At 70.1% G+C, this 14007-nt stretch carries 11 protein-coding genes; all 11 read left to right on the top strand.

All coding sequences use genetic code 11. From position 1 onward, the window contains the following. A partial coding sequence (locus tag ACFVYN_RS33465; protein WP_390005550.1) for a DALR anticodon-binding domain-containing protein occupies positions 1-648 on the top strand: 648 nt, incomplete at its 5' end. A gap of 25 nt (positions 649-673) precedes the next feature. Next, entirely contained in the window at positions 674-2065 is a 1392-nt protein-coding gene (lysA, locus tag ACFVYN_RS33460) for a diaminopimelate decarboxylase (RefSeq protein WP_390005549.1), read from the top strand. A gap of 157 nt (positions 2066-2222) precedes the next feature. Continuing rightward, positions 2223-3515: a homoserine dehydrogenase gene (locus tag ACFVYN_RS33455; RefSeq protein WP_390005548.1), complete on the top strand. Its 1293-nt coding sequence runs from the start codon at positions 2223-2225 to the stop codon at positions 3513-3515. A gap of 6 nt (positions 3516-3521) precedes the next feature. Next, the gene (thrC, locus tag ACFVYN_RS33450; RefSeq protein WP_390005547.1) at positions 3522-4580 is read left to right on the top strand and encodes a threonine synthase; all 1059 of its coding nucleotides are present in this window, start codon (positions 3522-3524) and stop codon (positions 4578-4580) included. A 260-nt stretch (positions 4581-4840) separates the two neighbouring features. Next, positions 4841-5770, top strand: coding sequence for a homoserine kinase (thrB, locus tag ACFVYN_RS33445; RefSeq protein ID WP_390005546.1), 930 nt, complete (start codon positions 4841-4843; stop codon positions 5768-5770). A 408-nt stretch (positions 5771-6178) separates the two neighbouring features. Further along, positions 6179-8254, top strand: coding sequence for a transcription termination factor Rho (gene rho, locus ACFVYN_RS33440; RefSeq protein WP_390005545.1), 2076 nt, complete (start codon positions 6179-6181; stop codon positions 8252-8254). Between the two features lie 150 nt (positions 8255-8404). Continuing rightward, positions 8405-10240 carry a trypsin-like serine protease gene (locus tag ACFVYN_RS33435; RefSeq protein WP_390005544.1) on the top strand — a complete coding sequence of 612 codons (1836 nt, stop codon included), beginning with the start codon at positions 8405-8407 and terminating at the stop codon, positions 10238-10240. Between the two features lie 207 nt (positions 10241-10447). Continuing rightward, entirely contained in the window at positions 10448-11554 is a 1107-nt protein-coding gene (locus ACFVYN_RS33430) for an LCP family protein (protein WP_390005542.1), read from the top strand. Between the two features lie 162 nt (positions 11555-11716). Beyond that, positions 11717-11935, top strand: a complete 219-nt coding sequence (gene rpmE, locus ACFVYN_RS33425) for a 50S ribosomal protein L31 (protein WP_059211395.1) — start codon at positions 11717-11719, stop codon at positions 11933-11935. A gap of 103 nt (positions 11936-12038) precedes the next feature. After that, positions 12039-13115, top strand: coding sequence for a peptide chain release factor 1 (gene prfA / locus ACFVYN_RS33420; protein WP_390005540.1), 1077 nt, complete (start codon positions 12039-12041; stop codon positions 13113-13115). Positions 13116-13154: 39 nt separating this feature from the next. Beyond that, positions 13155-14000 carry a peptide chain release factor N(5)-glutamine methyltransferase gene (gene prmC / locus ACFVYN_RS33415; RefSeq protein ID WP_007384714.1) on the top strand — a complete coding sequence of 282 codons (846 nt, stop codon included), beginning with the start codon at positions 13155-13157 and terminating at the stop codon, positions 13998-14000. Positions 14001-14007 lie beyond the last annotated feature (7 nt).

Raw genomic sequence — 14007 nt, 5'->3', positions numbered from 1 at the left:
TGGACCGACCTCCTTGGCGCCGAAGTCCACACATACGGCACGCTCGGCGCCCCCCGCACCCCCGACGCGCCCGCCCCCCTCGATGTCCACGCCGACCTACGACCCGTACCGGCCGACACCGACCCCCTCCCCCTCGGCCGGGACGCCGCCCGCTGGGCGCTTCTCCACCCGGCCCCCCACGACCGGCCCCGCATCACCGCCGACCACCTGGTCCAGCGGGAGAGCAACCCTCTCTTCCGGGTCCGTTACGCCCACGCCCGCACCCGGGCCCTCACCCGCAACGCCGCCGACCTGGGCTTCCACGCCGAGCCCGGGGCCGCGGACCCACGGCGCGCACAGGCAGCCGTACCGGAAACCGCCGTATCCGAAACCGCCGTACACGACACGGCGATGCTCCTGCGGAACGCCCTCGCCGATCACCCCCGTGTCCTCCAGGCCGCCGCCGCGCACCACGCCCCCGACCGCCTGGCCCGGCACCTCGTCGCCGTCGCCGATGCCGTGCTGCCCTTGCTCGCCGCCGTTCTTCCGCGGGGTGCGGAGAAACCCTCGGCCGCCCACCGTGCCCGGCTCGCGCTCGCCGAAGCCGCCGGGGCGGTGCTGGCCGGTGGCCTGTCCCTGCTCGGCATCGACGCACCCGAACACCTGTGACGCACACAGAAAGCCATCCGAGAACATGAGCCGTTCCGCACATCCCGCCGGGCCCCGTCACGCCGACGTCCTTCCCGAGGGCCACTACTCCGCCCCGCCCGCCGACCTCAACACCCTGGACCCAAAGATCTGGGCCCAGACGGTCGGCCGGGACGCGGAAGGCGTCGTCACCGTCGGCGGCATCGACGTCAAGACCCTCGCCGAACAGCACGGCACGCCCGCGTACATCCTCGACGAAGCCGACTTCCGGGCCCGGGCACGGGCCTGGCGCGGTGCCTTCGGGGCCGACGCCGACGTCTTCTACGCCGGCAAGGCGTTCCTGTCGCGAGCCGTCGTGCGCTGGCTGCACGAGGAAGGGCTCAACCTGGACGTGTGCTCCGGGGGCGAGCTCGCCACCGCCCTGTCCGCCGGCATGCCCGCCGACCGCATCGCCTTCCACGGCAACAACAAGTCCACGGAAGAGATCACCAGGGCCATCGAGAGCGGCGTCGGACGCATCGTCCTCGACTCCTTCCAGGAGATCGTGCGCGTCGCCCACATCGCGCAGGGACTCGGCAAGCGACAGCGCGTCCAGATCCGGGTCACCGTCGGCGTCGAGGCGCACACCCACGAGTTCATCGCCACCGCCCACGAGGACCAGAAGTTCGGCATCCCGCTGGCCGGCGGACAGGCCGCCGAGGCCGTGCGGCGGGCGCTGCAGCTCGACGGGCTGGAGCTCATCGGCATCCACTCCCACATCGGGTCGCAGATCTTCGACATGTCCGGCTTCGAGGTCGCCGCGCACCGCGTGGTCGGGCTGCTCAAGGACGTCCGTGACGAGCACGGTGTCGAGCTGCCCGAGATCGACCTCGGTGGTGGTCTCGGGATCGCGTACACCAGCGACGACGACCCCCGCGAGCCGCACGAGATCGCCAAGGCGCTCACCGAGATCGTGACGCGGGAGTGCGAGGCCGCCAGGCTGCGGACCCCGCGGATCTCCGTCGAGCCGGGACGCGCCATCGTCGGGCCGACCGCCTTCACGCTCTACGAGGTGGGGACGGTCAAGCGCCTCGACGGGCTGCGCACCTACGTCTCCGTCGACGGCGGCATGTCGGACAACATCCGTACCGCGCTGTACGACGCCGAGTACACCGTCGCCCTCGTGTCCCGGACCAGTGAGGCCGAGCCCATGCTCGCCCGGGTCGTCGGCAAGCACTGCGAGAGCGGGGACATCGTGGTCAAGGACGCGTTCCTGCCGGCCGACCTGGCACCGGGTGACCTCATCGCCGTACCGGCGACGGGCGCCTACTGCCGGTCCATGGCGAGCAACTACAACCACGTGCTGCGTCCGCCGGTCGTCGCCGTCGGCGACGGCGGGTCCCGGGTCATCGTCCGCCGCGAGACGGAGGAGGACCTTCTGCGGCTCGACGTCGGATGAACCCCGACGGACGCCTGCAGAGAAAGAACGGAAGATCTACGGTCTTCCGCCCCCGTACAAATGAAATAGATGTCTCATCATCCGGACCAAGGGCAGAAACTCCCGTCCGGTGAGTGAGACTGGGTCCACCGTAGCCGGTATGAGGAAACGAGGTCGGATGATGCGTACGCGTCCGCTGAAGGTGGCGCTGCTGGGCTGTGGAGTGGTCGGCTCAGAGGTGGCGCGCATCATGACGACGCACGCCGACGACCTCGCCGCCCGGATCGGCGCCCCCGTGGAGCTCGCGGGGGTCGCCGTGCGGCGGCCCTCCAAGGTGCGCGAGGGCATCGCGCCGGAACTCGTCACCACCGACGCCACCGCCCTGGTCAAACGCGGGGACATCGACGTGGTGGTGGAGGTCATCGGGGGGATCGAGCCCGCGCGTTCCCTCATCACCACCGCCTTCGAGCACGGCGCCTCCGTCGTCTCCGCCAACAAGGCGCTCCTCGCCCAGGACGGCGCCGCCCTGCACGCGGCGGCCGGACAGCACGGCAAGGACCTCTACTACGAGGCCGCCGTCGCCGGTGCCATCCCGCTGATCCGCCCGCTGCGCGAGTCCCTCGCCGGCGACAAGGTCAACCGGGTGCTCGGCATCGTCAACGGGACCACCAACTTCATCCTCGACAAGATGGACAGCACCGGGGCCGGTTATCAGGAGGCCCTCGACGAGGCCACCGCCCTCGGGTACGCCGAGGCCGACCCGACCGCCGACGTCGAGGGGTTCGACGCCGCCGCCAAGGCCGCCATCCTCGCCGGGATCGCCTTCCACACGCGCGTGCGTCTCGACGACGTCTACCGCGAGGGCATGACCGAGGTCACCGCCTCCGACTTCGCCTCCGCGAAGAACATGGGCTGCACCATCAAGCTGCTCGCCATCTGCGAGCGGGCCGAGGACGGGCAGTCCGTCACCGCGCGCGTGCACCCCGCGATGATTCCCCTCACGCACCCGCTCGCCTCCGTCCGCGGCGCCTACAACGCCGTGTTCGTCGAGTCCGACGCCTCCGGCCAGCTGATGTTCTACGGCCCGGGCGCAGGCGGCGCCCCCACCGCCTCCGCCGTCCTCGGCGACCTCGTCGCCGTCTGCCGCAACCGGCTCAGCGGCACGACCGGGCCCGGCGAGTCCTCGTACGCCGCCCTCCCCGTCTCGGGCATGGGCGAGGTCGTCACGCGTTACCACATCAGCCTGGACGTGGCCGACAAACCGGGTGTTCTCGCCCAGGTCGCCACCGTGTTCGCCGAGCACGGGGTGTCCATCGATACCGTTCGGCAGCAGGGCAAGGACGGCGAGGCCTCTCTCGTCGTCGTCACGCACCGCGCGTCCGACGCCGCCCTGGGCGGGACCGTCGAGGCGTTGCGCAAGCTCGACACCGTGCGGGGTGTCGCCAGCATCATGCGGGTTGAAGGAGAGTAACCAGCAATGACCCACCAATGGCGCGGAATCATCGAGGAGTACCGGGACCGGCTGCCCGTCTCCGACAGCACGCCGGTCGTGACGCTCCGCGAGGGCGGCACGCCCCTCGTGCCCGCGCAGGTGCTCTCCGAGCGCACCGCGTGCGAGGTCCACCTCAAGGTGGAGGGCGCCAACCCCACCGGGTCCTTCAAGGACCGGGGCATGACCATGGCGATCACGCGGGCCAAGGAGGAGGGCGCGAAGGCGGTCATCTGCGCCTCCACCGGAAACACCTCGGCGAGCGCCGCCGCCTACGCCGTACGCGCGGGCATGGTCTCCGCCGTGCTGGTGCCGCGCGGCAAGATCGCGCTCGGCAAGATGGGGCAGGCCCTCATCCACGGAGCGAAGATCCTCCAGGTCGACGGGAACTTCGACGACTGCCTCACCCTGGCCCGCGCGCTGAGCGACAACTACCCGGTGGCGCTGGTCAATTCGGTCAACCCGGTGCGCATCGAGGGCCAGAAGACCGCCGCCTTCGAGATCGTCGACATGCTCGGCGACGCGCCCGACATCCACGTCCTGCCCGTGGGCAACGCCGGCAACATCACGGCGTACTGGAAGGGCTACAAGGAGTACGCCGCCGACGGGGTGGCCGCACAGACTCCTCGGATGTGGGGCTTCCAGGCATCCGGCAGCGCCCCGATCGTGCGCGGCGAGGTCGTCAAGGACCCCTCGACCATCGCCACCGCCATCCGCATCGGCAACCCCGCCTCCTGGCAGTACGCCCTCGCGGCGAAGGAGGAGTCCGGCGGGTTCATCGACGAGGTGACGGACCGTGAGATCCTGCGCGCCTACCGGCTGTTGGCCGCTCAGGAGGGCGTATTCGTGGAGCCCGCCTCCGCCGCCTCCGTGGCCGGTCTGCTGAAGGCCGCCGAGCAGGGCAAGGTCGACCCGGGCCAGAAGATCGTGTGCACGGTCACCGGCAACGGCCTCAAGGATCCCGACTGGGCCGTCGCGGGCGCCCCGCAGCCGGTCACCGTCCCGGTCGACGCGGCCACGGCGGCCGAGCGCCTCGGGCTCGCCTGAGACCTGACCCGCGTCGCCCGAGCAGGGAATCCCCACGAGGGGTGCACAGGGGGCTTACGACACGCATCGTGCGCCTCCTGTGCGCCCTATGTCGCCACAGAACCTTCCTTCGATAGGCTGTACCGAACCCGCCCGCTGCATATGCCCTCGCGTACAGCGGGGTGCCGTGGCGTCTCCGCGGCCCGCAGGGTCTTCGTACGCCATCGAATGTCATCGAATGTCATTCGACAATCACGCAGCTCAAGGAGAGTCATCGAGAGATGGCCGGTCCCGCCTTCCGCGCCGCCGCCGTCCGGGTGCGCGTCCCCGCCACCAGCGCCAACCTCGGCCCGGGCTTCGACGCCATGGGCCTGTCGCTGGGTCTCTACGACGACGTCGTCGTCCGGGTGGCCGACTCAGGGCTGCACATCGACATCGCGGGAGAGGGCAGCGAGACGCTCCCGCGCGACGAGAACCACCTTCTCGTACGCTCCCTGCGCACCGCCTTCGACCTGCTGGGCGGCCAGCCGCGCGGCCTGGAGATCGTCTGCGCCAACCGCATCCCGCACGGCCGGGGCCTCGGCTCCTCCTCGGCCGCCATCTGCGCCGGAATCGTCGCCGCGCGCGCCGTGACCATAGGCGGCGAGGCCCGGCTCGACGACACCGCGCTCCTGGAGCTCGCCACCGAGATCGAGGGCCACCCCGACAACGTGGCGGCCTGTCTGCTCGGCGGATTCACGCTCTCCTGGATGGAGGCCGGCGCCGCGCGGGCGATCAGGATGGAGCCCGCCGATTCCATCGTTCCGGTGGTTTTCGTGCCCGGAAAGCCCGTCCTGACCGAAACCGCGCGCGGACTGCTCCCGCGCACCGTGCCGCACGTCGACGCCGCCGCCAACGCCGGCCGTGCCGCGCTGCTCGTCGAGGCCCTCACCAGGCGCCCCGAGCTGCTGCTGCCGGCCACCGAGGACCGTCTCCACCAGGAGTACCGCGCACCCGCCATGCCGGAGAGCGCCGCACTGGTGGAGCGGCTGCGGGCCGACGGAGTCCCGGCAGTCATCTCAGGGGCAGGGCCCACCGTGCTCGCGCTGGTCGACACGGACAGCGCCGACAAGGTGGCCCATCTGGCGGGCGAGGGCTGGGCCGCCAACCGGCTGGACCTCGACGCCCAGGGGGCCTGTGTGCTCCCGCTCGCGGCCGCCAGTGACATCTGAGATCCGGCGTGTGCCGGATTTCGAGAGGGGGAATGTTTGTTGGATCCGGTAGTGTTAATCTCAAGTCTGCACCCGACCCCACCATGGCGAGGTGCTTCACGTCCCCGTCCGGGACAGACATTCTTCCGGGAGCCTCCCAAGCCGCACAGCGTTCCGTACGACGTACATGGGCAGTACCTCGTACGCGAGCACTGAGCGACTCGCCGGGCACGCTCCGGAACCGGTGCGACCAAGCCACGTGACACGGACACTCAGTGCCACGGCTCTCGGAAGCGCCGTCACCACATTCCTCCGCCGTTCCGGCGGACCACCGCCCCGGCACGGTCCACAAGGATGGGACCGCCGTCGGACAGCACAAACGGTCGCCGAGCCAGACAGGCCGACGTCCGCTCCAGGGAAGGACCCTTCGTGAGCGACACCACCGATCTGATGGGCGCACGTGTCGAGGAGACCGCTGCCGCGCCCTCCACGGACGCCTCCGCGCCTGCCACCGGTGCCGGCTCCCGGCGGCGCCGCGGTACCGGCCTCGACGGCATGGTGCTGGCCGAGCTGCAGCAGGTCGCCTCCGGCCTCGGTATCAAGGGCACCGGGCGTATGCGCAAGAGCCAGCTCATCGAGGTCATCAAGGAGGCGCAGGCCGGAGGAGGTGCCGCGGCGCCCAAGGCCGCGTCCTCGGCCGCCGGCGACGCCGCCGAGACCAAGCCGAAGCGCCGCGCCACCTCCAAGGCCCGCACCGGCGACGCCGCCGAGAAGAACGCGGAGGCGAAGGCCGAGGCCCCCGCCGACAAGGCCGTGGCCCAGCAGCAGATCGAGATTCCCGGCCAGCCGGCCGCCGAGCGCGGGACGGACGACGCTCCCACCGAGCGCCGTCGTCGCCGCGCCACCGCCGAGGCGGGTGCCCCCGCGGGCAGCCCCGAGACCGTCGTGGCCGAGGCGAAGAGCGAGCCCAAGGCCGAGACGCCGGCGCAGCAGCAGCCGCAGGGCGACGCCGGTGACGGCGACAGCCGTGGCCGCCGCGACCGCCGTGACCGCGACCGCGGTCGTGACCGCGGCGAGCGGGGCGACCGCGCAGACCGCGCAGAGCGTGGGGACCGCGGTGAGCGTCGCAAGAGCGACGACCAGCCGGGCCAGGGCGGCGGTCAGCGCCAGCAGAACCAGCAGCAGGGCAGCGGCCGTCCGGACCGCCAGGATCGTCAGGACCGTCAGCAGCGCGACAACGGCCCGCAGGACGACGACGACTTCGATGGTGGCCGCCGCGGCCGCCGGGGCCGTTACCGGGACCGTCGTGGCCGTCGTGGCCGTGACGAGATGGGCGGCACCCCCGAGCCGCAGATCAACGAGGACGACGTCCTGATCCCCGTCGCGGGCATCCTGGACATCCTCGACAACTACGCCTTCATCCGTACGTCGGGCTACCTGCCCGGGCCGAACGACGTGTACGTCTCCCTCGCCCAGGTCCGCAAGAACGGCCTGCGCAAGGGTGACCACATCACCGGCGCGGTCCGTCAGCCCAAGGAAGGCGAGCGGCGCGAGAAGTTCAACGCGCTGGTGCGTCTCGACTCCGTCAACGGCATGGCGCCCGAACACGGCCGTGGCCGCCCGGAGTTCAACAAGCTGACGCCGCTGTACCCGCAGGACCGCCTCCGCCTGGAGACGGACCCCGGCATCCTCACCACCCGCATCATCGACCTCGTCGCGCCGATCGGTAAGGGCCAGCGCGGTCTGATCGTGGCCCCGCCGAAGACCGGCAAGACCATGATCATGCAGGCGATCGCCAACGCGATCACGCACAACAACCCCGAGTGCCACCTGATGGTCGTCCTGGTCGACGAGCGTCCGGAAGAGGTCACCGACATGCAGCGGTCGGTCAAGGGCGAGGTCATCTCCTCGACCTTCGACCGTCCGGCCGAGGACCACACCACGGTCGCCGAGCTCGCCATCGAGCGCGCCAAGCGGCTGGTGGAGCTGGGCCACGACGTGGTCGTGCTGCTCGACTCGATCACGCGTCTGGGCCGTGCGTACAACCTGGCCGCGCCCGCCTCCGGCCGCATCCTGTCCGGTGGTGTCGACTCGACCGCCCTGTACCCGCCGAAGCGCTTCTTCGGTGCGGCCCGCAACATCGAGGACGGCGGCTCGCTGACCATCCTCGCCACCGCGCTGGTGGACACCGGGTCCCGCATGGACGAGGTCATCTTCGAGGAGTTCAAGGGCACCGGCAACGCCGAGCTCAAGCTCGACCGCAAGCTCGCCGACAAGCGGATCTTCCCGGCGGTGGACGTCGACGCGTCCGGTACCCGTAAGGAAGAGATCCTGCTCGCCCCCGACGAGCTCGGGATCGTATGGAAGCTGCGCCGGGTGCTGCACGCCCTCGACCAGCAGCAGGCGGTCGAACTGCTCCTCGACAAGATGAAGCAGACGAAGTCGAACGCCGAGTTCCTGATGCAGATCCAGAAGACGACGCCGACGCCGGGCAACGGCGACTGACGTCCAGCGTTCCCGAAGAGGGCCGCCCCTGCTGTCAGGGGGCGGCCCTCCGCGTTGTCAGTGGGTCGCTGTACGATCACGCTCTTCGGACTCGCATTCGACATTCGTCCGAACTTCCGATCCCGAGGGGGGACTTCAGTGGGTACGTCCATGCCTGGAGCCGGTCGGCACAGACGCCGGATACGTTTCGCCCTGCCCGTCGCCGCGGCCGGCATCGCCGCCGCCGTGACCGCCGCGGTGCTGACGACGTCCGCCGACGCGGCCACCGCGCTGCCGACACCGACCGCGAAGCCCGTCGTCAGCCAGCCGTCGCTCGCCACGCTGAAGAAGCGCATCGTGGGCGCCGAGGCCGGCGACGACATCGCAGGCCAGACGACCAAGAAGTCGTCCCGCAGCGCGAGCACCACCGCCACGACCGCCGGCCCGAAGATCATCGGCGGTACGACGACCACCATCAGCACCGCGCCGTACATGGCGCAGCTCTGGTACTACGACGACAAGGGCACCACCGACGAGAGCGACGACTTCGGCTTCTTCTGCGGCGGTTCGGTCGTCTCGCCGACGAAGATCCTGACCGCTTCGCACTGTGTCAAGGGCTACAACTGGGCCAAGTACGGCGTCGTCGTCACCAGCGCCACCGTGCTGCCGACCACCGACGCCGACAACAACACCGACCTGCACGGCGGCCAGGCCACCGCCGTCCTGCGCCAGTGGAACCACCCGTCGTACAACGCGACCACGATCGACAACGACGTGGCGGTCCTCACCCTGGCGGCCCCCGTCAAGGCGACCCCGATCCGCCTGACGACGAACACCGACACGACCTCGTACACGGGCACGGCCGCCAAGACCGCCAAGGTCTACGGCTGGGGCCGCACCAGCTCCACCACGCAGGACATCTCCGAGACGCTGAAGACGGCCTCGCTGCCGATCCAGTCGGACGCCACCTGCGCGGGCGCCTACGGCAGCCTGTACATCAAGGGCCACAACGTCTGCGCGGGCGAGCCCGCCACCGGCAGCGACACCGGTACGACGGCCATCTGCAACGGCGACTCCGGCGGCCCGCTGGTCGTCGCCGGCCGGATCGTCGGTGTCGTCTCCTGGAGCGCCGACGACGGCGTGGCCGGCCACGACTGTGTCGTCGAGGGCTCCTACGGCGTCTTCGCCAAGGTCAGCGCGTACGTCGGGGCGGCCTACGCGCAGATCGACGACGGCAACCTCAGCTACACCGACGGCAAGGCCGACATCTACGCCCGCAAGTCCTCCACCAAGGTGGGCTACGAGCTGGACTCCAAGGGCACCTCGCTGGCCACCCGCCAGTCCCTGGGCGACTGGAGCGGCGTCAACCTGGTCCGGTCCGCCGACCTGAACCGGGACGGCTTCCAGGACTGGGTCTACCGGACCACCGCCGGCGCGGTCTACTGGGATCACTTCGTGCTCAACAGCGCGCGTGACGACGGCAGTTGGGTCAGCACGAAGATCTTCACCAACTGGAAGACCCGCACCCGGATCATCGCGCCCGGCGATGTCACCGGCGACTACCTGCCCGACCTGATCTCGGTCGACAGCTCCGGTGTCCTGTGGATCTACCCGGGCAAGGGCAACGGCACCTTCAGCTCGCCGTCGCGGGTCGGCGGGGGCTGGAGCCAGTACAACGCGCTGGTCGGCCACGGCGACTTCAACGGTGACGGCAAGGCCGACCTGATCGCCCGCAACAAGAGCACCGGCGCCGTCTACCTGTACAAGGGCGCGGGCAAGTCCGGCACGGGTGCCTTCGCGGCCCGTGTCAAGGTGCGCAGCTGGCCGAGCTACAACGCGTTCGACGCGGTCGGCGACTTCACCGGCGACGGCAAGGCCGACCTCCTGATCCGCAACGCCAGCGGCACGCTGTATGTCTACCCGGGCACCGGGAAGGCCACCAGCGAGATCTTCGGCACAGCGAAGTCACTGGGCACCGGTTTCCAGCAGTACGACATCTTCGGGTGAAACAGCAGGTGAGCGCGGCCTGACCCGCTCACGCGACTACGCAGAGTGCTCATCGCCGTACGCGATGGGCACTCTGCGTTGTGCAACCCTTTCTCGAGTTCCCCCGCCCGACCAGGCGGGGCGACCATGGAGCGGTACGGGTCTTCTGATGACCACGTCTGACCCTGAAAACAGGGGGTAACCGACCGGACGAGATTCGAGGAGCACATGTCAGCCGAGAGCGCGCCGATACCCGGAGAACCGGGCGGCAAAAGACGTCGCCGCACACCCCGCAGCAGTGGCCGCAAGGGCCTGCTGATCACGGCGTGGGTCGCCGCGGGGATCGTCGTGCTGGGCGGCACCGGGGCCGGCTACGTGTACTTCAAGCTCAACGGCAACATCAAGAGCGTCGACATCGACCAGGTCCTCGGCAGTCAACGGCCCACGAAGGTCGACAACGGCTCCGAGAACATCCTCGTCCTGGGCTCCGACACCCGCTCCGGCTCCAACAGGAAGCTCGGTGGCGGCACCGACGACGGCAGCGCCCGCTCCGACACCGCGATGGTCATCCACGTGTACGAGGGCCACAAGAAGGCCACCGTGGTCTCCATCCCGCGCGACACCCTGATCGACCGCCCCCAGTGCACCGACACCGACGGCAAGGAGCACGACGCAGCGTCGGAGGTCATGTTCAACTCCGCGTACACGACCGGCGGCGCGGCCTGTGCCGTCAAGACCGTCGAGTCCATGACCGGCATCCGCATGGACCACTACCTGGAGGTCGACTTCAGCGGCTTCGAGAAGCTGGTCGACGAACTCGGCGGGGTCACGGTCACCACGACCGCGAACATCAAGGACACCGACAGCCACCTGAACCTGAAGGCCGGCACCCACCGGCTCGACGGCGAACAGGCCCTCGGTCTCGTCCGCACCCGGCACGGCGTCGGCGACGGCTCCGACCTCGGCCGGATCCAGCTCCAGCAGGCCTTCATCAAGGCGCTGGTCAAGCAGGTCAAGAGCGTCGGCGTGCTGACCAGTCCCAGGAAGCTGTACGACCTCGCCGACACCGCCACCAAGGCCGTCACCACCGACTCCGACCTGGGCTCGGTCAACTCCCTGGTCTCCTTCGCGAGCGGCCTCAAGCACATCAGCGACTCGAACATGACCATGGTCACCCTGCCGGTCCGCTACGACCCGGCCAACCCGAACCGGGTCCTCGTGCAGGAGGCCAAGGCCAAGCAGATCTGGACGGCCCTGGAGAACGACCGGGCGATCCCGAGGTCGGCCACGGAAGGCACCGCGACGGGCCAGGCCAAGGGCGTCGTCACGTCATAGGAACGCGTCTGCGGGGGCGTCCGCCGAGGGCTGGGAATAGATCGCGGTGCCCCCTCGTTTTGGGGGATGCGGCCAGTGCTGGCAGACTGGTACGTCGGCCCCGGTTCACGCTCCCGCAGCCCGCGGTGGCGACCCGGCGCCCTCCCGAAACTAGGAGACACCTTGAAGCGCGACATCCACCCCGAGTACGTCGAGACGCAGGTCAGCTGCACCTGTGGCGCGTCGTTCACCACCCGTAGCACGATCCAGAGCGGCGCCATCCGTGCCGAGGTCTGCTCCGAGTGCCACCCGTTCTACACGGGCAAGCAGAAGATCCTCGACACCGGTGGCCGTGTGGCCCGCTTCGAGGCCCGCTTCGGCAAGGCTGCTGCCAAGAAGTAGCGAGCCACCAGCGCCGGTCCACGCCGCACTCCTCGGAGTGCGCCGGGACCGGCGTTTTTGGTCGCCCGCCTTCCCCCTTCATCCGCAGTACAGGAGCCCAGAGATGTTCGAGGCCGTCGAGGAACTCGTCGGTGAGCACGCCGACCTGGAGACGAAGCTCGCCGACCCGTCGGTCCACTCCGACCAGGCCAACGCGCGCAAGCTGAACAAGCGCTACGCCGAGCTCACCCCGATCGTCGCCACGTACCGCTCCTGGAAGCAGACCGGCGACGACATCGAGACCGCGCGCGAACTGGGCGCCGACGACCCGGAGTTCGCCGCCGAGGTCAAGGAGCTGGAGAAGGCCCGCGACGAGCTGACGGAGAAGCTGCGGCTGCTCCTCGTCCCGCGCGACCCCAGCGACGACAAGGACGTCATCCTCGAGATCAAGGCGGGCGCGGGCGGCGACGAGTCCGCGTTGTTCGCCGGCGACCTGCTGCGCATGTACCTGCGCTACGCCGAGCGCGTCGGCTGGAAGACCGAGATCATCGACGCCACCGAGTCCGAGCTGGGCGGCTACAAGGACGTCCAGGTCGCCGTGAAGACCAAGGGCGGAAACGGCGCCACCGAGCCCGGCCAGGGCGTGTGGGCCCGGATGAAGTACGAGGGCGGAGTGCACCGGGTGCAGCGCGTCCCGGCGACCGAGTCCCAGGGCCGTATCCACACCTCCGCGGCCGGTGTGCTGGTCACGCCCGAGGCGGAGGAGGTCGAGGTCGAGATCAACCCCAACGACCTGCGCATCGACGTCTACCGCTCCTCCGGGCCCGGCGGGCAGTCCGTCAACACGACCGACTCCGCGGTGCGCATCACGCACATTCCCACCGGGGTCGTCGCCTCCTGCCAGAACGAGAAGAGCCAGCTGCAGAACAAGGAGCAGGCCTTGCGTATCCTGCGCTCCAGGCTGCTCGCGGCGGCGCAGGAGGAGGCGGAGCGCAATGCCGCCGACGCCCGGCGCAGCCAGGTCCGCACCGTCGACCGCTCCGAGAAGATCCGCACCTACAACTACCCGGAGAACCGCATCTCGGACCACCGCGTCGGCTTCAAGTCGTACAACCTGGACCAGGTCCTGGACGGCGACCTGGACGCGGTGATCCAGGCCTGCGTCGACGCGGACTCGGCAGCGAAGCTGGCGGCCGCGTAAGAGGCGTACCCACGCACGAGGACGACACGGAGGACTTGCGTGAATCTGCTGCTCGCAGAGGTGGCCCAGGCCACCCAGCGGCTGGCCGACGCCGGCGTGCCCTCGCCGCGCAACGACGCGGAGGAGCTCGCCGCGTTCGTGCACGGCGTGAAGCGGGGCGAGCTGCACTCCGTGAAGGACGCCGACTTCGACGCCCGCTACTGGGAGACCATCGCGCGCCGTGAGCAGCGCGAGCCGCTCCAGCACATCACCGGCCTCGCCTACTTCCGCTACCTCGAACTCCAGGTGGGCCCCGGTGTGTTCGTGCCGCGCCCCGAGACCGAGTCCGTGGTCGGCTGGGCCATAGACGCGGTCCGCGCGATGGACGTCGTCGAGCCGTGCATCGTCGACCTGTGCACCGGCTCCGGCGCCATCGCGCTCGCCCTCGCCCAGGAGGTGCCGCGCTCCCGCGTGCACGCCGTGGAGCTGTCCGAGGAAGCCCTGCGGTGGACCCGCAAGAACGTCGAGGGCTCGCGGGTCGACCTGCGCCAGGGCAATGCCCTGGACGCCTTCCGCGACCTCGACGGCCATGTCGACCTGGTCATCTCCAACCCGCCCTACATCCCGCTCACCGAGTGGGAGTACGTCGCTCCCGAGGCGCGGGACTACGATCCCGAACTCGCCCTGTTCTCGGGCGAGGACGGCCTTGACCTCATCCGCGGTCTGGAGCGGACCGCACACCGGCTCCTGCGCCCGGGCGGTGTCGTCGTCATCGAGCACGCCGACACCCAGGGCGGCCAGGTGCCGTGGATCTTCACCGAGGAGCGGGGCTGGGCCGACGCGGCCGACCACCCCGACCTCAACAACCGCCCCCGGTTCGCGACGGCCCGCAGGGCGATGCCGTGAGCCACAC

Source organism: Streptomyces sp. NPDC058307 (genome assembly GCF_042880295.1).
Taxonomy (GTDB): Bacteria; Actinomycetota; Actinomycetes; order Streptomycetales; family Streptomycetaceae; genus Streptomyces.
The sequence above is the reverse complement of the archived record's forward strand: the minus strand, read 5'-3'. Positions and strand labels throughout refer to the sequence as shown.

What these genes read in the sequence shown, in the direction of transcription:
- thrB (WP_390005546.1), top strand. Translation starts at nt 4,841, where the DNA reads ATGGCCGGTCCCGCCTTCCGCGCCGCCGCCGTCCGGGTGCGCGTCCCC.
- thrC (WP_390005547.1), top strand. Translation starts at nt 3,522, where the DNA reads ATGACCCACCAATGGCGCGGAATCATCGAGGAGTACCGGGACCGGCTG.
- ACFVYN_RS33455 (WP_390005548.1), top strand. Translation starts at nt 2,223, where the DNA reads ATGATGCGTACGCGTCCGCTGAAGGTGGCGCTGCTGGGCTGTGGAGTG.
- prfA (WP_390005540.1), top strand. Translation starts at nt 12,039, where the DNA reads ATGTTCGAGGCCGTCGAGGAACTCGTCGGTGAGCACGCCGACCTGGAG.
- lysA (WP_390005549.1), top strand. Translation starts at nt 674, where the DNA reads ATGAGCCGTTCCGCACATCCCGCCGGGCCCCGTCACGCCGACGTCCTT.
- ACFVYN_RS33430 (WP_390005542.1), top strand. Translation starts at nt 10,448, where the DNA reads ATGTCAGCCGAGAGCGCGCCGATACCCGGAGAACCGGGCGGCAAAAGA.
- ACFVYN_RS33435 (WP_390005544.1), top strand. Translation starts at nt 8,405, where the DNA reads ATGCCTGGAGCCGGTCGGCACAGACGCCGGATACGTTTCGCCCTGCCC.